The following is a 21657-nucleotide window of genomic DNA, read 5'->3' on the forward strand; positions in this document are numbered from 1 at the left end:
ATGATCCGACGACTCCCCTCCCCCCCCCCCCCACCCCACCCCCCCCCCCCCCCCCCCCCCCCCCTCCCCCCCCCCCCCCCCCCCCCCCCCCCCCGCGCCCGCCCGTCCCTATTCCAGCGTCAGGTACTGGCTGTTGTGATAGCCCACGGGCGACGGCTCCCAACCGCCGACCCGACGGCTGACCAGCTGCCGCGACGGGATGATCGAGATCGGCGCCACGATGTAGTCGTCAAGCAGGATCTTCTCGGCCACGGCAAGGGCGTCGAGCCGGGCCTGAGGCTCGGTCTGGGCGGCGGCCACGTCCATCGCGGACTCGAACTCGGGCGACACCCAGTTGTAGCCCGCCTCGGCGCTGGGGCGCATGTAGGGCAGGAAGGTCTCGGGACCGGGGAAGTCGCCCACAAGGTTGTCGGCGAACACGTCCCAGTCACCGGCGTAGAACGAGTCGAGCCAGGCCTTGCGCTCTTGCGGCTCGACCACGGCGTTCACGCCCAGCGTCTGCTTCCACATGAGCGCGATGCCCTGCGCGCGCCGCGTCGATTCCTCGGCCACGGTCGAGACGATGTTGACGGTCAGCGGATTGTCGGGGCCATAGCCCGCGGCCGCGTAGAGTTCTTGCGCAAGGGCGTTGCGCTCGTCCTGCGTGAGTGCGGCTTCGTCGAAGGTGGGCAGATCGTAGTTCGGGTCGAACCCGCCCGAAAAGGAATAGTTGGGGATAGCGCCGGCCCGGACGATCCGCCCTTCCAGCGTCTCGCGGTCGATCGCGAGCGTCAGCGCGCGGCGCAGGTTGATGTCCTGGAACGGCTCACGCGTCAGGTTGAACGAGTAATAGACGATGTCGACGCCTGCCGTGATCTTGACCTCGTCGGGGTTCGACGCCTGCATCGCGTCCATCTGCGCCAGAGGGATGTCGTAGGTGATGTCGATCTCGCCGGCCTGGAAACGCAGCAGCTCGGTCGAGGCATCCTCGGTCACGTGGTACTTCACGAAGGGGATCTGGACATTCGCGGCGTCCCAGTAAAGCGGGTTGCGCTCCATCAGGACGTGGCTTTGGGGCACGACCTCGCGGATCAGGTAGGCGCCGTTCGTCACCACCCGAGCGGGGTCGATGAAGACGCCCGCACCCCCGGCCTCGACGCTGGGGCTGTGCAGCGGCGGCATCGAGAAGGCCCCGCCAAGGATGTTCATCAGGTGCGGCGCGGGGTTTTCCAGCTGGATCACCACCGTGCGGTCGTCCGGCGCGGTCATGCCAAGGGTCGCGGGATCGGTGCTGTCGCCGTTCACGATGTCGGCTGCCCCCACGACCTGCACCACCGAGGTGAAGTAATAGCCGCGCTCGGACCCGGTATCGGGCAGAAGCGTCCGCATCAGGCCGTTGACGAAGTCCTGCGCCACCAGCGGATCGCCGTTCGACCACACCAGGCCTTCGCGCAGGCGGAAGGTATAGGTCTTGCCGTCCTCGCTGACCTCCCAGCTTTCGGCCGCGCCGGGCAGGATGTCGTAGCCGTTGTAGTTGACGAGCCCTTCGTAGGCGTCGCCAAGAATCCAGCCGGCGGCGGCATCGAAGTTCACATGAGGATCGAGGGACGACCACTCGGACCCGATTCCTCGGTCAAGCGTGTCGTCCTGCGCCAGCGCGGGACTGGCGAAGGCCATCGCCACGGCCAGACAGGCGCCGGCCAGGATGGATATCGGGGTTCGTTTCATCGCAGTGCTCCCTGGTTCTTTCTTCAGTCTGACAGCAAGTGGCCCACGCGCAGGATCTCCTGTCCGGCGACATGGGCAAGGCTTTGCCCGCGCAGGCATGACCGCCACAACTCGATACGAAAGACGACGCCCGAGGTCGTGGCCGGCACCGGCAGCCGCCGTCGCGTCACGGGGTCGAGGACCTCGGCAAGGACGTCGCCCGTGTCGACGGTGTCGCCCGGCACCACGCGCCACAGGACGATCCCGCCCTGCGGCGCGAAGACCTCGCCCGCCGCGCCAAGCGGCAGGACCGGCGCCTCGGGGAAGGCCGGGGCGGGCTCGCCCGCAAGCGCGCCCACGGCGCCCAGAAAGACCATGAGGCGCGCGGCATCCTCGGCGGCCATGTCGTCGGCGACATCGCCCTGCCCCCGATATTCGACGGTCGCGGAAAAGCAGCCCGCGGGGATCGGATGATCCGCGCCGAAGCGGCGGCGCAGCGCGGCCCAGGGGGCGGTCAGCGCCTCGTCAAAGGCGTTGCCGCCCGAGACCTCTTGTTCTAGCACCAGCTCCGCGCCGATCGACCGGGCAAGGGTCGCGGTGTCACCTGGCCGAAGCGGCGAGGCGTAGAAATGCAGGATCGCCTCGTGGTCGCAGTGAAGGTCAAGCACATGGTCGGCATCATGCGACCAGTCCATCAGGGTCAGACGCAGGTCCGCGATGTCGGTCTGGCGCGGCAGGTCGGCCAGCACCTGGGCGAACGCCTTGCGGATCGACGCGAGGTTTTTCTCTTCCGAGCCGGTCAGGAACCCCGCGATCCGGTCGCCGGCCAGAGCCGCCAGATCGGGGAAGCCCCGGTTGAAATTCTGAAGGCTCTCGATCTCATGCCGGCCCTGCGGCTTGTGGGCGATCCACTGGCCCAGACCGATCGGGTTGGCGACCGGCACCACCCAGATTTCGCCGGTGATCCGGCCCTCGGCCTCGGCCCGGTCGAGGCGGTCCATCAGGTGCTGGGCGACGATCATGCCGGGCATTTCGTCGGCGTGAAGTCCCGCCTGGAGATAGACCTTGGGCCGGGCCCCCTCGGCGCCCCAGACATGCGCCGTGAGCGTGCGCGACGTGCCGGGGATGTCGCCTGCGAGGAGATGGCTGACCAGCCTTATGTCCGCGCCCCCCGATGTCGGCGGAGATCCTGCGCCTTGGCACGGGGCGTCGCGGACTGGAACGCCTGCCCGATACTCGGCCGGAACCGTCGTCGCGCCATGTGGAAAAGCTCCGCCCTGGGACTATTGAACAACTGTACAACACGAAGGACCTTCGTCAACGACGAATCGGATGCCGCAGCGTCAGCCGCCGCGCCGGGCATGTCGCGACCGGCACCGCCCCTTAGGCCCTGATTTGGTTGGTTGTCCGCACATCGGAGATGGTCGATCCTGACGCGAGACGCGCGGCCCGGCATGGCAGGGAGCCGCGATCAGAGAGACAGGAACGCGATCGTGCAGGACCTTGGTGGAATCGCGGCAGTGGTGACAGGGGCGGCTTCAGGTCTTGGCCTTGCGACGGCCCAGGCCCTTGCGGCGGCCGGCGCGCGGGTCGCCGCGCTTGATCTGGCGGCGGGCGCGGGCGGGCCCGGTCTGTTGCCCATCGCCTGCGACGTGACCGACGAAACCGCCGTGACGGCCGCGCTCGATACCGCGCAAGCCCGCCACGGGATCGCGCGGGTGGTCGTCAATTGCGCCGGCATTCCCGGGTCGATGCGGCTTGTGGGCCGGGACGGCCCGGTCGACATGGCGCGGTTCGAGACGGTCTTGCGCGTCAACCTTCTGGGCACCGTGTCGCTCATGACCAAGGCCGCCGCCCGCATGATGGCCGCCGAACCTGCCGGCCCCGACGGCGAGCGCGGTGTGATCGTGAACACGGCGTCGATCACGGCCTTCGAGGGTCAGGTCGGACAAGGGGCCTATGTGGCCTCGAAAGGCGCGATCGCCGCGCTGACCCTTCAGGCGGCGCGGGAGTTCGCGCCCCACGGGATCCGCGTGATGGCGATCGCGCCCGGGCTGTTCGAGACGCCGATGGCCGCCGCCGTTCCGCCCGAGGTGATCGAGGCCATCACCTCGGACGCGATCTTTCCGCGCCGCTTCGGTCATCCTGCGGACTTCGCCGACCTCTGCCTGTCGATCCTGCGCAATCCGATGCTGAACGGCGAGGTCATCCGCCTTGATGCCGGCGTGCGCCTGCGCGCCCGCTAGGGCGGTCGCCGCCCGCCTCGCGCCAGCTGGCAAAACCGCAGGATGGGCCGAGCCCCCGTTTTCTTCGCGTGATCGGCGGGGCCGCCCGCGCTAGGCTTGCCCGACGCGAACGACCCAGACGACCGAACACCGGAAGGCCAGGATGGAACTGCAAAGCCACGACATGCTGACGATCGGCCGAATTCTGGCCGCCCCGCTTCTGGCACAAAGCGACAGGACGATCTCTTGCGGCGACGTGTCCCTGAGCTATCCAGACTTCGCCCGGCGGGTCGCGCGGCTTGGCGGCGCGCTTGCTGCGCTGGGACTGGGACAGGGGTCGGTCGTGGCCGTCATGGACTGGGACAGCAACCGCTATCTCGAGGCCTTCTTTGCGGTTCCCATGGCGGGGGCGACGCTGCACACCATCAACATCCGCCTGTCGCCCGAGCAGATCCTCTACACGATCGAACATGCCGAGGACGACGCCATCCTCGTGCACGAGGATTTCCTGCCCCTGCTTTCGCCGCTATTGCCGCGCATTTCGCGTCCGTTGCGACTGATCCTGCTGACCGACCGGGCCGATGCGCCCCTGCCCGAGGGCTTCGCCGGAGAGTACGAGCGCCTGCTGGCAGCGGCGTCGGCCGACCACGCGTTCCCCGACCTCGACGAACGGACGCGGGCGACGCTGTTCTACACCACGGGCACCACCGGCGATCCGAAAGGCGTCTTCTACAGTCACCGTCAACTTGTGCTTCATACGCTTGGCGGGGCGGTGGGACTTGGCCGGGTGCCTGGTCCGGGCGGGTTGCACCTTGGCGATGTCTACATGCCGATCACCCCCCTGTTCCATGTCCATGGGTGGGGCTTTCCCTACGTCGCCACGTTCCTTGGCCTCGACCAGGTCTATCCCGGCCGCTACGACCCCGAGCGGCTTCTGGACCTCATCGCGCGGCACGGCGTGACCTTCTCGCATTGCGTTCCGACGATCCTTGCCATGCTCTTGTCCGCAGCCGGCGCCGAGGCGGCCGACCTGTCGCGCTGGAAGGTTCTGATCGGGGGATCGGCGCTGTCCGAAGGTCTTGCGCAGCGCGCGCGCGACAAGGGCATCGACGTCAACACCGCCTACGGCATGTCCGAGACCTGCCCGATCCTGACCATGGCCGACATGGCGCAGGGCGCCGACGCGGACATCGCCGTTCGCACCTCGACCGGCAAGCCGCATCCCCTGGTCGAGGTGCGCGTCGTCGATGACGAGATGCGCGACGTGCCCCGCGACGGCCGAAGCACGGGCGAGGTCGTCGTGCGCGCGCCCTGGCTGACCGAGGGCTACCTCAAGGCGCCCGAGGCGACAGCGGCGCTTTGGCGCGGCGGCTGGCTTCATACCGGCGATGTCGGCAGCCTGTCGCCGGACGGCACGCTGAGGATCACCGACCGGTTGAAGGACGTGATCAAGTCAGGCGGCGAGTGGGTGTCGTCGCTGGCCCTTGAAAACGCGGTCTCGACCGTGCCGGGGGTGCGCGAGGTCGCGGCCGTGGGCATCCCCGATCCGCGCTGGGGCGAACGCCCGGTCGTCGTGATCGCGGCCGAGAACGACGCCTTCGACGCCACCGCCCGCGCCGCCATGGAGCGCGTTTCGCAGGCGGTCAGCGACGGCACCCTGCCGCGCTGGGCCACGCCCGACCGCATCCTGCGCGTGGACGCGCTGCCGAAAACCTCGGTCGGCAAGATCGACAAGAAGGCCATCCGCGCCGCGATCGCCGAGGGCGAGATCACCTGAGCCAGGATCGCCTCGGGTCCCCGATCCGGGCGACCATGACGGAATCGGGGGCTCAGCACCGAAATCGATCGTTTGTCGGGTGGCGGCCGATGCCGTCTAGTCGGTCCGTCCCGTGTCTTCGGCCAGCCCGCGCACCGCGCCGGACCGTCCGGACAGGGGACCCGATCGCAGCCTAGGGAGGGGCCGTCATGATCAGAATCTTCCACGCGATGACGCTGGCCTGCCTTCTGGCGACGCCGGTGCAGGCCGACGCGCCCGAGTGGGCCGCAACCTCTGCCTTCGAGGCGCCGCCCGGCGCGGCGCCGGGGGCTTCGTTCGCGGGAACGCTTGCGCTGCAGACCACGCAGATGTCGGTCCAGGCCGATCCGGCCGACGGCATGATCCAGACCCCCTGGGCGTGGTGGGGGATCTTCGACTTCCTCGCGGCGCAGGACCCTGACGGCGCGGTGCCCCTGTTCGAACTCGATGCGACGCTCTTTCCCGGGCTGCCGATCGACCTTGTCATCAGCGATGACGGCGATGTCGTGCCGCTGGAGCGCGGCGTCCTGCGCGCCCCTGTCGCCCAGCGGACGCCAAGTTTCTGGGAACTCGTCGCAAGCCCCGGCCGCAGTTGGGAATTGACCGGCGACGCCGAGCAGGGCTGGTCGCGCGCGGCCTTTCCCATCAGCCTTGTGCAATCGCAGGAGGGCGAGGCCTGGATCGGTCTGGCAAGCTTCGACTATCGCGAGGGCGAAACCACGCCCCTGCGCGTGCAGCTGTCGTCGATGTCGGCGGGAGGCTTCATCTTCTGGGACGCGGATTTCGACGTCGCGGCCTGGGCCGAGGTGCCGTTCACCCTCGCCCCTCTGGAGGTGGATGCCGGGGCGATCGTCGCCGCGCACGCCGCCGAAATGGCCGACCGGCGTCCGGCAAAACCCCTGTCCGAACTCGGTGCGGCCTTCGGCGCCGCGGCCGCCGCCCTTGATCCGGCCGGAACGCTGGCGGTGGCCGTCCTGTCGGACGGCACGCTTTACATGGACGCGGTCGAGACGCCCTTCGGACCGCATCCCTATCCGCGCGACATGCGCGTCGGCGTCTGGTCGGTCACCAAGTCGCTGATCCCCGGGCTGGCGGCGATGCGGCTTGCGCAGAAATACGGACCCGACTTCCTTGATACGCCGGTCGTCAGCTGGTTCTCGGAAGGCGACGAATTCGACTATCTGGACGAGACCGCGCGGGCGCGCTGGCAGGAGGTGACGATCCGGCACGCGCTCGACATGTCCACGGGGATGGGGGCGACGGGCTACGATCCGAACTGGGCGATGGAGAACCTCAACACCTACGCCTGGTCCTATTCCTATGCCCTGCCCGACCAGATCCGGGCCTATTTCAACGTGGGCCCCAACCCCGATGTCGGCGGGCCGGGCGAGGCCATGGCCTATATCGATCAGGACATGTGGATCGCCGCGCTTGCGATGGAGCGTTTCCTGAAGTCGAAGGAAGGCGCGGACGCCACTCTGCTGGGACTGCTCGAGGCCGAGGTCTATGCGCCGATCGGCGCCGGCCACTTCGTCAGCGGCACGGGCTATACTGAAACCGGCGCACCGGGCTTTCCCTTCTCGGCCTGGGGCGCCCTGCCGACGATCGATATCCTGGCCCGGGCCGGCGCGCTTGTCGGCAACGGCGGCAAGGGGCCGGACGGCAGCCAGATCCTGCACCCCGACCTTGTCGCGGGGCTGACGGCAAGTGCGGACTACGGCCTTGCCTTCTGGCGGCGCGAGGTGACGTCGGACAGCGGCACCACCATCGTGCCCTACATGAGCGGCTCGGGCGGAAACACCGTCATCAGCCTGCCCAACGACATGACCATCGTCGTCCTGGGGCGCGACAGCTACAACGTCGAAATCAGCGACGAGGCGGCGGTGGCGCTGATCGAGGCCGCGCGCGCGGTCAGACCTTTCTGAACGGAGATCAAAGGTGTTCGGCCTTACCCCCTCGGCGCGGCTGCGGCCCTCGCCCTTCTACGACGCCACGCTGGCGGAAGGCGTCACCGCCTTCACGACCTACAACAACATGCTTATGCCCACGTCCTACGGCGACCCGGCGGCCGAATACTGGCGGCTCATCAACGGGGTCAGCCAGTGGGATGTCGCCGTCGAACGCCAGGTGCAGCTGAAGGGACCGGACGCGGGGCGGCTCGCGCAGATCCTTGCCCCCCGCGACCTGTCGCGCTGCGTCGAGGGCCAGGGCAAGTACGTGCCCCTGTGCAATCACGGGGGCACGCTGATCAACGACCCGATCCTGCTGAAGCTGGCCGACGACCTTTACTGGCTGTCGATCGCGGATTCGAACATCTGGTTCTGGGCCGGCGCCATCGCGGCCGAGCGCGGGCTTGATGTCGAGGTCAGCGAACCCGACGTCTCGCCCATGGCGATTCAGGGGCCGAAGGCGGTCGACGTGGTGGCCCATGTCTGCGGCGACTGGGTGCGCGACCTGCGGTACTTCTGGTTCCGAGAGACCGAGATCGAAGGCATTCCTGTGGTCGTCGCCCGATCGGGCTGGTCGAAGCAGGGCGGCTACGAGGTCTATCTGTGCGACGGCACGAAGGGGACGGCCCTGTGGAACCTCTTCCGCGAGGCCGGGCGGCCCTGGGATATCGGGCCGGGCAATCCCAACGTCTACGAACGGATCGAAAGCGGGCTTCTGTCCTGGGGCGGGGATACCGACGAGCGCACCAATCCCTTCGAGGTGCGCCTGGAACGGTACATCGACCTTGATGTCCCCGACGACACGGTGGGCATCGCCGCCCTGCGGCGCATCGCGGCCGAGGGTCCCGCCCGCCATCAGCTTGGCGTGATCCTTGATGCGGCCGACATCGCGGGGCCGGGATTTCACTGGCGCGAGATCACGCGGAACGGCCAGCGGGTTGGGGACATGACCAACGGGATCCGCTCGCCCCGGCTTGACCGGGTGATCGGTTTCGCGCTTGTCTCGCGAGAGTGCGCCCCGGGCGACCGGGTCGAGGTGGTCATGCCCGAGGGGCCCCAGCCGGGAACTCTGGCCACGCTGCCGTTCCTCTGAGGCCCGCATGGACCGCGACGTCATCATCGAACCCGCGCGCCAGACCGATGTGATCCATCGCACCGGGGTGCTGGTGGTCGGGTCGGGCCCCGGCGGGCTTGCGGCGGCGCTGGCCGCGGCGCGCGCCGGCGCCGAGGTCTGCCTTGTCGAACGCTTCGGCTGCTTCGGCGGCAACATCACCGTGGTCGGGGTCGAGGGTTTCGCGTGGTACCGGCACGAAGCCACCGTCGAAGCCGGCGGCATCGGGCGCGAGTTCGAGGACCGCGCGCGCGACATGGGCGCCGCTGTCCCCGAAAGCCAGTCGCTGAGCTACGAGATCGACAGCGAAGGGTTCAAGGTCGTGGCCGACCGGCTGGTGGAAGAAGCCGGCCTGCACGCGATGCTGCACCGCACCTTCGTCGCGCCGGTGATGGACGGCGACCGGATCGCCGGCATCGTCGTCGAATCGAAGGCCGGCCGCGAGGCGATCCTGGCGCAGATCGTGATCGACGCCACGGGCGACGCCGACGTGGCCCACCGCGCCGGCGCGCCCACCCGCAAGACACCGCCCGAGGCGATGCAGGCGGCCAGCGTGATGTTCCACCTGGCCGGTGTGGACAAGGCGGCCTTCATGGCGGAGGTGCGCGCCGATCCGCAGACCTACAAGGACTGGTCAAGCGGCGAATGGTCGGTCGAAACCGACGGCAAGGAAGACGACCTTTTCTCGCCCTTCCTGCGTAAGCCGTTCCGCAAGGCCATCGACGACGGCCTGATCCCGCCCCATCTCAGCACCATCGCGGGCACCTGGGGCGCGGTCCATGACACGGGCGAACTGACCTACATGAACCTCGTCCATCTGGCCGAGGTGGATGGCACCGATCCCGACAGCATGACCCAAGGCGAGATCGAGGGGCGGAAGCAGGCGATGCTCGCCGTCGAGGCGCTGCGCCGCTACATGCCGGGCTGCGGTGGTGCGCGGCTGCGCAACTTCGGCATGACGATCGGCATCCGCGACACCCGCAAGATCGATGCCGCCTACAACCTGACCGAGGCCGACGTCCGGCACGAGTGCCGGTTCGACGACACCATCGGCATCTACCCCGAGTTCATCGACGGCTACGGCGTGCTGGTGATCCCGACCACGGGCCGCTACATGCATGTTCCCTACCGGGCGATGCTGCCCCGCGGCGTACGCGGGCTTCTGGTGGCGGGCCGCGCGATCGGGGGCGACCGCATTGCCCATGCCGCGACCCGCAACATGGCCTGCTGCGCGGTCGCCGGACAGGGGGCGGGCGTGGCCGCCGCCCTTGCCGTGCGCACGGGCCGCGACGTGGCCGAGGTAGACATCGCCGCGGTGCAGTCCGAACTTGAACGGCAGGGGGTGCGCATCCGATGATCGCCGGGAACACGGGCGGACCGGACATGGCACAGGACATGGCGCAGGGGATGGCGCAGGGGATGGCGCATCGCCGCGGGATCGGCCGCGAAGGCGCGCTCTGGCTGGCCTTCTATGCCGTGATCCTTGCCGCCTGGATTGTTCTTCTGGCGATGACCCTTGCGTCCGACGTGCCTTCGGGGCTGTCGGGGGAGCTTGGCCGCGAGATCTGGCTGGCGCTCTGCGGCGGCGCGCAGGGCGCCGGCTTCGCCGCGCTTGCCGCGATGTGGGCGCTGATGGCCGCGGCGATGATGCTGCCGACCTTCGCCCCTGCGCTGCGGACCTACCTGCACCTTGGCGCCACGGGTGCGACAAGCGCAGCGGGGGCGCTGTTGCTTGTGGCGGGCTACCTTTCCGTCTGGGGTCTTGCCGCGCTTGTCGGCGCAACCGCCCAGCTTCGGCTTCAGGATCTGGGAATGCTTGCGCCCGATGGGTCAAGCCTGTCGCTCTGGCTCACGGCAGGACTTCTGGCGCTGGCGGGGCTTTACCAGCTTTCGGCACTCAAGGCCGGGTGCCTTGCGCGCTGCCGGATGCCGCTGACCTTCTTTCTTGAACGCTGGTCTCCCGGACCCGGCCGCGCGCTGCGCATGGGCGCCGAGCTTGGGGTGATCTGCCTGGGCTGCTGCTGGGCCCTCATGGCGCTGGCCTTCGTGGGCGGGACGATGAACCTCCTCTGGATGCTGGCGGCGACGGTCTTCATGACCCTCGAGAAGCTGCCCGACATCGGGCGTGTCCTGACCCGGCCTGCCGGCGCCGTCCTGCTTGGCGCCGCCGCCTTCGTCGCCTTGCGCGCCGCCAACCTGATCTAGGAGGACCTCATGACCCCGTGGACAATCAAGGGTGAACTCATCCTCAACTGCAACTGCACGGTCTTCTGTCCCTGCGTGGTGTCGTTGGGCAAGCACCCCCCGACCGAAGGCTATTGCCAGGCCTGGATGGGCGTGCGCATCGACACTGGCGCCTGGGGCGACGAGGACCTGTCGGGCCTCAACATCGGCATGGTGATGGATATTCCCGGCAACATGGGACGTGGCAACTGGAAGGTCGCGGCGTTCATCGACGAACGGGCAAGCGACGCGGCCTACGACGGGCTGCTCGAGATCTTCTCGGGCCGGGCGCGCGGGACCACGGGTCTGTTCTCGATGCTGGTCGGAGAGTTCCTTGGCGCCGAGCGCGCGCCGGTGCTGTTCGAAACCGAGGGCAAGGCCCGCCGTCTTATGGTCGGCAAGAAGATCCAAGGCGAGGTCGTCCCGATCGAGGGCGCCGACCCCGACCAGCCGGTCATGCTGTCGAACTCGGGCTACTGGATGGGACCCGACATCATGGTAGCGACCGCCCGCAAGGGCCGGGTCCGCGACCGCGGTCGGGTCTGGGATTTCGACGGCCGCTCGGCCGAGATCTGCCAGATCGACTGGCACGGGCCGAATTGAGGACGGTTCCAATGCCCATGCAGCCGGTCGCCGGCGGCGTTATCGCCTGGGTCGCCACATGACGCGACGTCCTCATGCCCAAACCCCCGTGGGGTCTATGGGTCATCTTTCGTTGGTTGTCCGCACGAGGCGTTCCACGAATTCTGTCCTTCCGGGACGATCCGGTGCCGGCGTGCGCCGGGGGGTCGGGCATGGGGTCGGGGATGCGCCGTATCGAAAGCCTTGAAACCTTCCATGACGAATTCGTCTGCTTCGTGCGGGTGACCGCCGAGGATGGATCGTTCGGCTGGGGGCAGACGGCGACCTACAACGCCGACATCACCGCGCAGGTGTTTCACCGCCAGGTCGCGCCCTGGGCGCTTGGCGCCGATGCCGACGACATCGCCGGCCTTGTGAGCCTTGTCGAACGGCGTGAGCACAAGTTCCCCGGAAGCTACCGCTGCCGCGCGCTGGCGGGACTCGACACCGCGCTGTGGGACCTTGCCGGTCGACGGCAGGGCCTGCCGGTGACGTCGCTTGCCGGGGGAAGCCCCGGCCCGATCCGGGCCTATGCCAGTTCCATGCGGCGCGACATCACGCCCGAGGCCGAGGCCGAACGCCTCACCCGGCTTTGCGGCGAACAGGGCTTCACGGCCGCGAAATGGCGCATCGGCGCCGAGTGCGGCGAGGACGTGGACGAATGGCCCGGACGGACCGAGGCGATCGTGCCCCGGGTCGCACGCGCCCTGGGCGACGGGATCGCCAAGCTGGTCGACGCCAATTCCGGCTTTTCGGTCCCCCGCGCCATCGCTGTGGGCCGGATGCTTCAGGACCACGGCATCGTCCATTACGAGGAACCCGTCCCCTACTGGGACCTCGACGCCACCGCCGAGGTGACGGCCGCGCTCGAGCTTGACGTGACGGGGGGCGAGCAGGACTGGGACCTCTCGGTCTGGCGGCGGATGATCGCGATGCGGGCCGCCGACGTCGTCCAACCCGACGTGATGTACGTCGGGGGCTTCTCGCGCGCCCGCGATGTCGCCCAAATGGCCGAAAATGCGGGCTTGCTCTGCACGCCACATAGCGCGAACCTGTCACTTGTGACGATCTGCACAATGCATCTTCTCAAGGCCCTGCCGAACGCCGGTCCCTATCTGGAGTTTTCCATTGAAGGTCCGGAGTATTATCCTTGGCAGCGCGACCTGTTCCTTGGCGATCCGTTCGCCGTCGAGGATGGCTGCCTGAGCGTCCCGGACGCCCCCGGCTGGGGCGTCGAGATCAACCCGGCCTGGCTTGACCAGGCCCACCATACCAAAAGCGCAGCCGGAGAGTATCGGCCAAGCGCATACAACGCACTGTATCACCAGGGAGAACGAACATGACGACATTGATGAAACCCGGCGGACTGTCCCGTCGGGGTCTGTTGAAGGGCGCGGCCGCCATCAGCGCGGCCGGGCTGATCCTGCCGGCCTCGATGGGTGCGGCACGCGCCCAGCCCAAGCAGGGCGGCACCTTCCGCGTCGGCATCGGGCATGGCTCGACCACGGACGGCTACGACCCGGGTCTCTGGGACCAGCTTTACGTCCAGACCTTCGCCGCGGCGCGCCACAACTATCTCATCGAGGTCGCGGCGGATGGGCAGTTGGTCGGCGAGCTTGCCGAAAGCTGGGAATCCGATGACGCGATCACCTGGCGGTTCACGATCCGCGACGGCGTCACCTTCCACTCGGGCAAGACGCTGACCGTTGATGACGTGGTCGCCTCGTTGAACCACCATCGGGGCGAGGACTCGACCTCGGCGGTCAAGCCGTTCCTCGAGCCGGTCGTCGACATGACGACGGACGGGCGCACGCTGGTCGTCACCCTTGATGCGCCGAACGCGGACTTCCCTTATACCCTGTCCGACTATCACCTTCCGATCATGCCGGGAACGGACGGCAAGATCGATACGTCCTCGTCGGACGGCTGCGGTGGCTACATCGTTCAAAGCTACGAACCCGGCGTCCAGGCAACCCTGACGAAGAACCCGAACTACTGGAAATCGGACCGCGCGCATTTCGACGAGATCGTGCTGCTGGCGATTCTCGATTCCGCGGCCCGGCTGAACGCCCTTATCACCAACGAGGTCGACCTGATCGACCAGGTCGACCCGGCCACCATTGCGATGCTGGAATCTCGTGGCGCGGCAAACATCCTGTCGGTGTCCGGCAACGCGCACTACGTGTTCCCGATGGATGCGCGTGTGGCGCCCTTCTCGGACAACAACGTCCGTCTGGCGCTGAAGTACGCCTTCGACCGGCAGGAACTGGTGGACAAGATCCTGAGCGGCCATGGCTCGGTCTCGAACGACAACCCGATCGGGCCGGCCAACCGGTACTTCACGGACGACCTCGAGCCCAAGGCCTACGATCCGGACAAGGCGCGGTTCCACCTTCAGCAGGCAGGGCTCGACTCGCTCGAGGTGACGCTGACCGCGGCCGACGCCGCCTTCTCGGGCGCGGTCGACGCCGCCGTCCTGATGAGCGAGAAAGCGGCCGGGGCCGGGATCACCATCACGGTGGATCGCGCCCCCAACGATGCCTATTGGGACAACGTCTGGATGAAGAAGCCGTTCTGCGCCAGCTACTGGGGCGGCCGGCCGGTCGAGGACCAGATGTTCTCGGTCGCCTACACCACGGGCGCGGCCTGGAACGAAAGCTTCTGGAGCAATGCCCGCTTCGACGAACTTCTGGTCGCCGCGCGGTCGGAGCTTGACGATGCCCTTCGCAGCGAGATGTACCGCGAGATGCAGCAGATCGTGTCCTCCGAGGGCTCGACCATCATCCCGATGTACAACAACTACGTGATGGCGCTTTCGAAATCGCTCGCCACGCCGGAACAGGTCGGCAACAACTGGAACCTTGACGGCTTCCGCTGCGTCGAGCGTTGGTGGTTCGCCTGACGCAGGCCCGAACGAACGTGCCCCCGGCGCCCCGTGCGCCGGGGGCCACCCAAGGCACCGCGCAGGGTGGCTGCCGGCGTCGGCGTGACGGAGGGGATGCATGACCGCGGTCTGGACGATGATCGGACAGCGGCTTCTTCTGGGGCTGCTTACCTTGTTCGTGGTTTCGGTCGTCATCTTCGGTGCGACCGAACTTCTGCCCGGCGATCTTGCGCGCGAGCTTCTGGGGCAGTCGGCAACGCCGGAAACCCTGGCCGCGCTGCGCGAGCAACTTGGCCTGAACGACCCCGCCCCGGTGCGCTACTGGAACTGGCTGACCGGGGCGCTTCAGGGCGATTTCGGCGTGTCGCTAGCCAACAAGCGGCCCATATCCGAGCTGATCTCGGCGCGGCTAGGAAACACGCTTTTCCTTGCGCTTTACGCCGCCGCGCTGGCGGTGCCGGTGTCCCTGGTGCTTGGGATCCTTGCCGCGCTCTGGCGGAATTCGGCCTTCGACCGGATCACCAATGCGCTGGCGCTGAGCGCGATCTCGTTTCCCGAATTCTTCGTCGCCTACATCCTCGTCCTCTGGCTGGCGCAGTCGGGCCTTTTTCCCTCGATGGTACGGATCACCGATGCCACGTCCTTCGGCGACCTGATCTACATGGCCTTCCTGCCGGCGCTGACGCTGACGCTTGTGGTCACGGCGCACATGATGCGCATGACGCGGGCCGCCATCATCAACCTCATGGCCTCGCCCTATATCGAGATGGCTCGGCTCAAGGGCCTTTCGCCGCTTCGCGTGGTGCTGCGGCACGCGTTGCCCAACGCCCTGGCGCCGATCATCAACGTCGTGGCGCTGAACCTTGCCTATCTGATCACCGGGGTCGTCGTGGTCGAGGTCGTCTTCGTCTATCCGGGCCTTGGGCAGCTCATGGTCGACGCCGTGTCGAACCGGGACATCGCCGTCGTGCAGGCCGTCGCTTTGATTTTCGCCGCGGCCTATGTCCTTCTCAACCTCATCGCGGACGTCCTGTCGACGATCACGAATCCGCGCCTGATGCACAGGAGATAGGGCCATGCCGGCAATCATCCTGTTCGGAGGAGGCATCGCGGCGGGCTTCGTGCTGGCGGCCGCCCTGCGCGCGCTTTTGGTCCGGCTTCTGCCGGCGCGGCTGGCCCATGTCGCGCGCGGCATGCCGATCACCGCCGCCTTCGGGATACTCGTCATCCTGGCCTACATCTTCGTCGCCATCTTCGCGCCGGTTCTGGCGCCCTACCCCGAGCGCGAAGTGGTGGGCGCGCAGTACCTGCCGTGGAGCGCCGAGAACCCGCTGGGCACCGACAAGCTTGGGCGTGACATGCTTTCGCGTCTGATCTTCGGGGCCCGCAACACGGTGGGAATCGCCTTCGCCACCACGGCGCTGGCCTTCGTCGTGGGGTCCATCCTGGGCCTGTGGGCCGCGCTGATGGGCGGCTGGATCGACCAGGCAATGTCGCGCTTCGTCGACGCGCTGATGGCGATCCCCGCGCTGATCTTCTCGCTTCTGCTGCTGACGATCTTCGGCACCTCGGTCACGACGCTGATCCTCGTGATCGCGGCGGTGGACGCGACACGGGTCTATCGCCTGTCCCGGTCGGTGGCGCAGGGGATCGTGGTGATGGACTATGTCGAGGCCGCGCTGCTGCGCGGCGAAAGCACCTGGCGCCTCATCACGCGCGAGATCCTGCCCAACGCCATGGCGCCGCTGGTCGCCGAATTCGGGCTGCGCTTCTGCTTCGTCTTCCTGGCGATCTCGGCGCTGTCCTTCCTTGGCCTTGGCATCCAGCCGCCAACGGCCGACTGGGGCAGCATGGTCCGCGAAAATGCCGCGCTGATCACCTTCGGAGACATCACGCCGCTTCTGCCGGCGGGCGCGATCGCGCTTCTGACCGTTGCGGTGAACTTCGTGGTCGACTGGCAACTGCACCGCGCCTCGGGTCTGAAGGATTGACGGCGATGACCGACAGCCTGCTGCTTCATATCAAGGATCTGCGGATCGACGGCCGGTCGGGCGACAGCTGGAGCGAGATCGTCAAGGGCGTCGACCTGACGCTGCACCGGGGCGAGGTCCTGGGCCTGATCGGCGAAAGCGGCGCAGGCAAATCGACGATCGGGCTTGCGGCGATGGGGTATGCCCGGGACGGCTGCCGGATCTCGGGCGGCTCGATCGTCTTCGACGGGATCGACCTGCGCGCCGCGCCCGAGGCGGTCAGGCGCGGCCTTCGCGGCCGCCGCATCGCCTATGTCGCGCAGTCCGCAGCCGCATCGTTCAACCCCGCGCACCGGTTGATCGACCAGTACAGCGAAGCGCCCGTCGTGCATGGCGTGATGCCCAGGGCGAAGGCTGAAACCGACGCGATCGACCTTTACCGCCGCATGCAGTTGCCCGACCCGGACGAAATCGGGTTCCGCTATCCTCATCAGGTGTCGGGCGGCCAGCTTCAGCGCGCGATGACGGCGATGGCCATGGCGTGCCGACCGGACCTGATCATCTTCGACGAACCGACGACCGCCCTTGACGTCACCACCCAGATCGAGGTGCTGGCGGCGATCCGCAACATCGTCGAGCAGTTCGGCACGGCGGCGATCTATATCACCCACGACCTTGCCGTGGTCGCGCAGATGGCCGACCGGATCAAGGTGCTGCTGCGCGGGGAGGAGATCGAGGAAGCCGACACCCGCGAGATGCTGGCCGCCCCGAAACAGGAGTATACCCGCTCGCTCTGGGCGGTGCGCAGCTTCGCGCGGCCGGTGCAGCCCGCGGCCTCGGGCGAGCCGCTTCTGAGGGTGCGCAATGTCACCGCCGGCTATGGCGCGGTCACGGTGCTGAAGGACGTGAGCTTCGACATCCACCCCGGCCGCACCGTCGCCGTGGTGGGTGAATCCGGATCGGGCAAGTCGACGGCCGCACGGGTCATCACCGGCCTCTTGCCGGCCCGCGAGGGCGAAATCCTGTTCGAAGGGCGCGCGCTTCCACCGTCGTTCCGTGCGCGCACGACCGACCAGTTGCGCCAGTGCCAGATGATCTATCAGATGGCCGATACCGCGCTGAACCCCAAGCTGAGGCTGCGGGAGCTGATCGGCCGGCCGGCCGAGATGTATCTGGGCCTTCATGGCCGCGCCCTTGACACGCGCGTGCGCGAACTTCTGTCCCTCATCGAACTGGACCCCAACGGCTTCATCGACCGCTATCCGGGCGAATTGTCGGGCGGCCAGAAACAGCGGATCGGCATCGCCCGCGCGCTGGCCGCCGAGCCGAAGCTGATCATCTGCGACGAGGTGACCAGCGCCCTCGACCAGATCGTGCAGGAAGGCATCCTCCGCCTTCTCGACAAGCTGCAGTCCGAGCTGGGCCTTGCCTACATGTTCATCACCCATGACCTTGCCACCGTGAAGGCGATCGCCGACGAGGTCGTGGTCATGCAGTTTGGCCGCGTGGTCGAACAGGGCCCGAAGACCGAGATGTTCGCGCCGCCGCACGAACCATACACCGACCTTCTGTTGTCGTCGGTCCCCGAAATGGACCCCGACTGGCTGAGCCGGCTTCTGGCCGAGCGCGGCGGGCTGGTGTCCGCGGAAACCTGACCCGGCAGATCACCCGGCCGGCATCGCCACCGCGGCCTCGGCGATCAGCCAGTCCCGAAAGATCCCGGCGTCGCGGTGCATCGCGCCGGCTTCGGGCGAGAGAAGATAGAAGTTCTCCTTCAGCGACACGTGCAGGTCGAAGGGGGCGACCAGACGGCCGAGGGCCCGTTCCCGATCCGACATCGAGCGCCGACCAAGCGCCACGCCCCCGCCGTTGGCCGCCACCTCGAAGGCCAGAAGCGAGGTGTCGAAATGCATCCCCGACCCCGCGTTGACCGCCCTGGCGCCCGCCGCGGCAAGCCAGGTCGCCCAGCCTTCCTGATAGCCCATGACATGCAGCAGCCGTTCGTTGCGCAGATCGTCGGGCGTCGACAGCCGGTCGGCGACCGCGGGCAGGCAAATGGGCGAGATCGTCTCCCACGTCAGTTGGTCGGTGCGATAGCCGGGCCAGCGACCCAGCCCATAGCGGATGTCAAGATCGTAGCGCTCGGTCTCGGACTCCTCGCGCCAGACCGACGACACGATCCGAAGCGACACGTCCGGACAGGCCTCGAAGAAACGCGGCAGCCGCGCCGCAAGCCAGTTCACCGCGTATCCCACCGGCGCGCGGATCGTCAGCATCTCGGCCTGGCGTCCGCCGAAGACTTCCTGCGTCCCCGCGTCAAGGCGCTGGAAAGCGTCCTGAACCTTGGGAAGATAGGCCGCCCCGACCTTGGTCAGCACAAGACTGCGCGGCTTGCGCTCGAACAGGCGTTCGCGAAGATCATGCTCAAGCAGCTTGACCTGCTTCGAGATCGCCGCCTGGGTGAGGTGCAATTCTTCCGCAGCATGGGTGAAGCTGAGGTGCCGGGCCGAGGCCTCGAACGCGCGAAGCCACGACAGCGGAGGTAAGCGATGCCCCATGGTCGACCCTGCCATAACCAAAATCGTCTCTTGGATAGTCGATCCGCTGTCGTCAGGAAAGACCGGGGCCCACCTATTCGCCCCGGGGAAAGCGTTTGGCCTCTTCCAGCGTGTCGAGGTTCATGTGGTTGCGCATGTAGCGTTCCGACGCCGCCCTGAGCGGCTGGAAGTCCCACGGGAAATAGTGCCCGTTGCGCAGCGCCTCATACACGACCCAGCGGCGGGCCTGGCTTTGCCGGACCTCGGCGTCGAACCGCGGGATGTCCCAGCGCGCCTCGGCCATGGCGCGCAACCGCGCCAGCGCTTCGGCATGGGCGGCGTCGCCGGCCAGATCGACGCGCTCGTCCGGGTCGGCGTCAAGGTCGAACAACATGTCGGGGTCGGCCGGACAGTGGATGAGCTTCCACCGCCCGTCGCGGATCGCGACCATCGGCGCGACCGACCCTTCGGCGGCATATTCCATCAGGACCGGCGCCTCGCGCTTTGCTCCGCGAGCCAGCGGCACAAGGCTTTCGCCATCGGTCCAGGGCGCCACATCGGCCATCGAGATCCCGGCGAGATCGCAGAGCGTGGGCGTGACGTCGAGCGTCGAGACCGGCGTGGCGATCCGCCCGGGCGGCAGCGCGCCCGGACCGTCGGGCGTGGCGATCATCAGGGGCACCCGCGCCGAGCCTTCGAAGAAGTTCATCTTGAACCACAGCCCGCGCCGGCCAAGCATCTCGCCGTGATCCGAGACGAAGACGATGACGGCGTCCTGACGCGTGGCTTCCAGAACGCCAAGGATCTCACCGATCCTGTCGTCGACATACGAGATGTTGGCGAAATAGCCGCGCCGGGCACGCCGGACGTGATCGGGCGTCACATCGAAATCGCGCCAGTTGCAGGCATCCATCAGGCGGCGCGAATGCGGATCCATGTCGGCGTAGGCGATGGCGGCAGGCGGCTCGAGTTCGGCGCAGTCCTTGTAAAGATCCCAGTATCTGCGTCGGGCCACGAAGGGGTCGTGGGGATGGGTGAAGCTTGCGCAAAGCGCCCAGGGTCGCGGATCGGCGCCGCGCGACAGGTCGTAGATCTTCTGCACCGCCTGGAAGCAGACCTCGTCGTCGTATTCCAGCTGGTTGGTGATCTCGGCCACGCCGGCGCCGGTCACCGATCCGAGGTTGTGATACCACCAGTCGATCCGCTCGCCCAGCTTGCGATAGTCGGGCGTCCAGCCGAAATCTGCGGGGTAGATGTCGGTCGTCAGCCGTTCCTCGAACCCGTGAAGCTGGTCGGGGCCGACGAAATGCATCTTGCCCGACAGGGCCGTGCGGTAGCCCGCGCGGCGCAGGTGATGGGCGAAGGTCGGGATGTCCGAGGCGAACTCGGCCGCGTTGTCATAGACCCGTGTGCGGTGCGGAAGCTGGCCCGACATGAAGCTTGCCCGCCCCGGCGCGCAAAGCGGCGAGGCGGTGTAGGCGGTCGAGAAGCGCACCGAGCGCTCGGCCAACCGGCGCAGGTTCGGGGCGTGAAGCCAGGGCTCCGGGCCATCGGGGAACAGCGTCCCGGTCAGCTGATCCACCATGAGGATCAGGATGTTCGGCCGCGTCTCGGTCATCTGATCGTCCCCGTTTGCGGTGGGCAATCCTGCCCCAAGGAAATCCGTCAGCGCGCCGTGCCGTAAAGCCCGGCCGTGCGTGCGCGCAAGGCCACCAGCGCCTGAACCGTGTCGATCGTCGGCGTCGGATGCCCGGTCAGGCGCCCAAGCTCTTGCACGGCGGTCACCAGCGCGTCGATCTCCATCGGGCGGCCCGCGTCGAGGTCCTGCAGCATCGAGGTGCGGTGCGCGCCGACCGCCGCGCCACCGTCGATCCGTCGGTCGACGTCGATGGGGAACTTCACGCCCAGCGCCTCGGCGATGGCCTGCGCCTCGACCATCATGCCCCGCGCCACCGCCCGCGTCCCCGGATCGGTGCACAGGACATCGAGCGTCGCGTGGGTCAGCGCCGAGATCGGGTTGAACGACAGGTTGCCCCAAAGCTTCACCCAGATCTCGTCGCGGATGCGCGGGCGCACCGGCGCCTTCAAGCCGGCCGCCGTCAGCGCCTCGGCCAGACGCAGCGCGCGCTCGGACTTCGACCCGTCGGGTTCGCCCAGCGAGAAGCGGTTGCCTTCGATATGGCGCACGACGCCAGATTCGGCGATCTCGGCGGCGGGATAGACGACGCAGCCCAGAACCCGCGCGGGCCCGATCCCCGTCCACTGGACATCGCCGGGATCGACGCTGGCCAGCCGCGTGCCTGCAAGCGGCCCCTCGACACCGTGGAAGTACCACCATGGCACGCCGTTCACCGCGCTGACCACGGTCGTGGCCGGCCCCAGAAGCGGTTGCATCGCCGGCACGACGGCAGGGACCGAATGCGCCTTCAGCGTGACGATCACATAGTCCTGCGGCCCAAGATCGGCGGGGTCTTCGGCCGCGCGCACCGGGACGGTGACCGGGTCGGCCCCCTCTTCCAGCAAAGTGAGACCCTTCGAGCGCATGGCCGCCAGATGAGGGCCACGGGCGACCAGCGCGACTTCGGCGCCCGCCCGCGCCAGTTTCGCGCCCATGTAGCCCCCGATCGCGCCGGCGCCGTAGATGCAGATGCGCATG

General features: G+C 67.9%; 17 protein-coding genes. 12 read left to right on the top strand and 5 right to left on the bottom strand.

The window, feature by feature from the left end; translation table 11 throughout:
- Positions 1 to 108: 108 nt before the first annotated feature.
- Entirely contained in the window at positions 109 to 1707 is a 1599-nt protein-coding gene (locus ACRDNQ_RS16505) for a peptide ABC transporter substrate-binding protein (protein WP_431829810.1), read from the bottom strand.
- 23 nt (positions 1708 to 1730) lie between these two features.
- Entirely contained in the window at positions 1731 to 2846 is a 1116-nt protein-coding gene (locus tag ACRDNQ_RS16510; RefSeq protein ID WP_431830194.1) for a succinylglutamate desuccinylase/aspartoacylase family protein, read from the bottom strand.
- Between the two features lie 294 nt (positions 2847 to 3140).
- Here ACRDNQ_RS16510 and ACRDNQ_RS16515 point away from each other — a divergent pair, with 294 nt between their 5' ends.
- The 12 genes from ACRDNQ_RS16515 (at position 3141) to ACRDNQ_RS16570 (ending at position 18119) form a co-directional block, all read left to right on the top strand.
- Positions 3141 to 3932 carry an SDR family NAD(P)-dependent oxidoreductase gene (locus ACRDNQ_RS16515; RefSeq protein WP_431829811.1) on the top strand — a complete coding sequence of 264 codons (792 nt, stop codon included), beginning with the start codon at positions 3141 to 3143 and terminating at the stop codon, positions 3930 to 3932.
- A 142-nt stretch (positions 3933 to 4074) separates the two neighbouring features.
- The gene (locus ACRDNQ_RS16520) at positions 4075 to 5688 is read left to right on the top strand and encodes a fatty acid--CoA ligase (RefSeq protein WP_431829812.1); all 1614 of its coding nucleotides are present in this window, start codon (positions 4075 to 4077) and stop codon (positions 5686 to 5688) included.
- 188 nt (positions 5689 to 5876) lie between these two features.
- Positions 5877 to 7631, top strand: coding sequence for a serine hydrolase domain-containing protein (locus ACRDNQ_RS16525; protein WP_431829813.1), 1755 nt, complete (start codon positions 5877 to 5879; stop codon positions 7629 to 7631).
- A 13-nt stretch (positions 7632 to 7644) separates the two neighbouring features.
- Positions 7645 to 8748 (top strand): glycine cleavage T C-terminal barrel domain-containing protein, encoded by a 1104-nt coding sequence (locus ACRDNQ_RS16530; RefSeq protein WP_431829814.1) that lies wholly within the window; start codon positions 7645 to 7647, stop codon positions 8746 to 8748.
- 7 nt (positions 8749 to 8755) lie between these two features.
- The gene (locus ACRDNQ_RS16535) at positions 8756 to 10123 is read left to right on the top strand and encodes an FAD-dependent oxidoreductase (RefSeq protein ID WP_431829815.1); all 1368 of its coding nucleotides are present in this window, start codon (positions 8756 to 8758) and stop codon (positions 10121 to 10123) included.
- Positions 10120 to 10971, top strand: coding sequence for a DUF2182 domain-containing protein (locus ACRDNQ_RS16540; RefSeq protein WP_431829816.1), 852 nt, complete (start codon positions 10120 to 10122; stop codon positions 10969 to 10971). Before ACRDNQ_RS16535 ends, ACRDNQ_RS16540 begins: the two co-directional genes overlap by 4 nt.
- Before the next feature lie 9 nt (positions 10972 to 10980).
- Positions 10981 to 11592 carry a DUF1326 domain-containing protein gene (locus ACRDNQ_RS16545; protein WP_431829817.1) on the top strand — a complete coding sequence of 204 codons (612 nt, stop codon included), beginning with the start codon at positions 10981 to 10983 and terminating at the stop codon, positions 11590 to 11592.
- A 203-nt stretch (positions 11593 to 11795) separates the two neighbouring features.
- Complete coding sequence (locus ACRDNQ_RS16550; protein ID WP_431829818.1) at positions 11796 to 12953, top strand: mandelate racemase/muconate lactonizing enzyme family protein; 1158 nt, start codon at positions 11796 to 11798, stop codon at positions 12951 to 12953.
- The gene (locus ACRDNQ_RS16555) at positions 12950 to 14512 is read left to right on the top strand and encodes an ABC transporter substrate-binding protein (protein WP_431829819.1); all 1563 of its coding nucleotides are present in this window, start codon (positions 12950 to 12952) and stop codon (positions 14510 to 14512) included. Before ACRDNQ_RS16550 ends, ACRDNQ_RS16555 begins: the two co-directional genes overlap by 4 nt.
- Positions 14513 to 14612: 100 nt before the next feature.
- The gene (locus ACRDNQ_RS16560) at positions 14613 to 15566 is read left to right on the top strand and encodes an ABC transporter permease (RefSeq protein WP_431829820.1); all 954 of its coding nucleotides are present in this window, start codon (positions 14613 to 14615) and stop codon (positions 15564 to 15566) included.
- Positions 15567 to 15570: 4 nt separating this feature from the next.
- The gene (locus ACRDNQ_RS16565; protein WP_431829821.1) at positions 15571 to 16485 is read left to right on the top strand and encodes an ABC transporter permease; all 915 of its coding nucleotides are present in this window, start codon (positions 15571 to 15573) and stop codon (positions 16483 to 16485) included.
- A 5-nt stretch (positions 16486 to 16490) separates the two neighbouring features.
- Positions 16491 to 18119, top strand: coding sequence for an ABC transporter ATP-binding protein (locus ACRDNQ_RS16570; RefSeq protein ID WP_431829822.1), 1629 nt, complete (start codon positions 16491 to 16493; stop codon positions 18117 to 18119).
- Between the two features lie 9 nt (positions 18120 to 18128).
- Here the strand turns inward: ACRDNQ_RS16570 and ACRDNQ_RS16575 are convergent, their stop codons facing one another.
- The 3 genes from ACRDNQ_RS16575 to ACRDNQ_RS16585 are packed head-to-tail and all read right to left on the bottom strand — an operon-like array spanning position 18129 to position 21656.
- The gene (locus ACRDNQ_RS16575) at positions 18129 to 19037 is read right to left on the bottom strand and encodes a LysR substrate-binding domain-containing protein (RefSeq protein ID WP_431829823.1); all 909 of its coding nucleotides are present in this window, start codon (positions 19035 to 19037) and stop codon (positions 18129 to 18131) included.
- A 58-nt stretch (positions 19038 to 19095) separates the two neighbouring features.
- A complete protein-coding gene (gene betC / locus ACRDNQ_RS16580; RefSeq protein WP_431829824.1) occupies positions 19096 to 20619 on the bottom strand; it encodes a choline-sulfatase in 1524 nt (507 codons plus the stop codon).
- 47 nt (positions 20620 to 20666) lie between these two features.
- Complete coding sequence (locus ACRDNQ_RS16585; RefSeq protein ID WP_431829825.1) at positions 20667 to 21656, bottom strand: 2-dehydropantoate 2-reductase; 990 nt, start codon at positions 21654 to 21656, stop codon at positions 20667 to 20669.
- Position 21657 lies beyond the last annotated feature (1 nt).

It is taken from the genome of Saliniferula longa (genome assembly GCF_050789285.1).
GTDB lineage: Bacteria > Pseudomonadota > Alphaproteobacteria > Rhodobacterales > Rhodobacteraceae > CAVPWP01.

Coding starts and splice junctions, on each gene's coding strand:
- ACRDNQ_RS16505 (WP_431829810.1), bottom strand. CDS start 1,707: ATGAAACGAACCCCGATATCCATCCTGGCCGGCGCCTGTCTGGCCGTG.
- ACRDNQ_RS16515 (WP_431829811.1), top strand. CDS start 3,141: ATGGCAGGGAGCCGCGATCAGAGAGACAGGAACGCGATCGTGCAGGAC.
- ACRDNQ_RS16520 (WP_431829812.1), top strand. CDS start 4,075: ATGGAACTGCAAAGCCACGACATGCTGACGATCGGCCGAATTCTGGCC.
- ACRDNQ_RS16525 (WP_431829813.1), top strand. CDS start 5,877: ATGATCAGAATCTTCCACGCGATGACGCTGGCCTGCCTTCTGGCGACG.
- ACRDNQ_RS16535 (WP_431829815.1), top strand. CDS start 8,756: ATGGACCGCGACGTCATCATCGAACCCGCGCGCCAGACCGATGTGATC.
- ACRDNQ_RS16540 (WP_431829816.1), top strand. CDS start 10,120: ATGATCGCCGGGAACACGGGCGGACCGGACATGGCACAGGACATGGCG.
- ACRDNQ_RS16545 (WP_431829817.1), top strand. CDS start 10,981: ATGACCCCGTGGACAATCAAGGGTGAACTCATCCTCAACTGCAACTGC.
- ACRDNQ_RS16550 (WP_431829818.1), top strand. CDS start 11,796: ATGCGCCGTATCGAAAGCCTTGAAACCTTCCATGACGAATTCGTCTGC.
- ACRDNQ_RS16555 (WP_431829819.1), top strand. CDS start 12,950: ATGACGACATTGATGAAACCCGGCGGACTGTCCCGTCGGGGTCTGTTG.
- ACRDNQ_RS16560 (WP_431829820.1), top strand. CDS start 14,613: ATGACCGCGGTCTGGACGATGATCGGACAGCGGCTTCTTCTGGGGCTG.
- ACRDNQ_RS16565 (WP_431829821.1), top strand. CDS start 15,571: ATGCCGGCAATCATCCTGTTCGGAGGAGGCATCGCGGCGGGCTTCGTG.
- ACRDNQ_RS16570 (WP_431829822.1), top strand. CDS start 16,491: ATGACCGACAGCCTGCTGCTTCATATCAAGGATCTGCGGATCGACGGC.
- ACRDNQ_RS16575 (WP_431829823.1), bottom strand. CDS start 19,037: ATGGCAGGGTCGACCATGGGGCATCGCTTACCTCCGCTGTCGTGGCTT.
- betC (WP_431829824.1), bottom strand. CDS start 20,619: ATGACCGAGACGCGGCCGAACATCCTGATCCTCATGGTGGATCAGCTG.
- ACRDNQ_RS16585 (WP_431829825.1), bottom strand. CDS start 21,656: ATGCGCATCTGCATCTACGGCGCCGGCGCGATCGGGGGCTACATGGGC.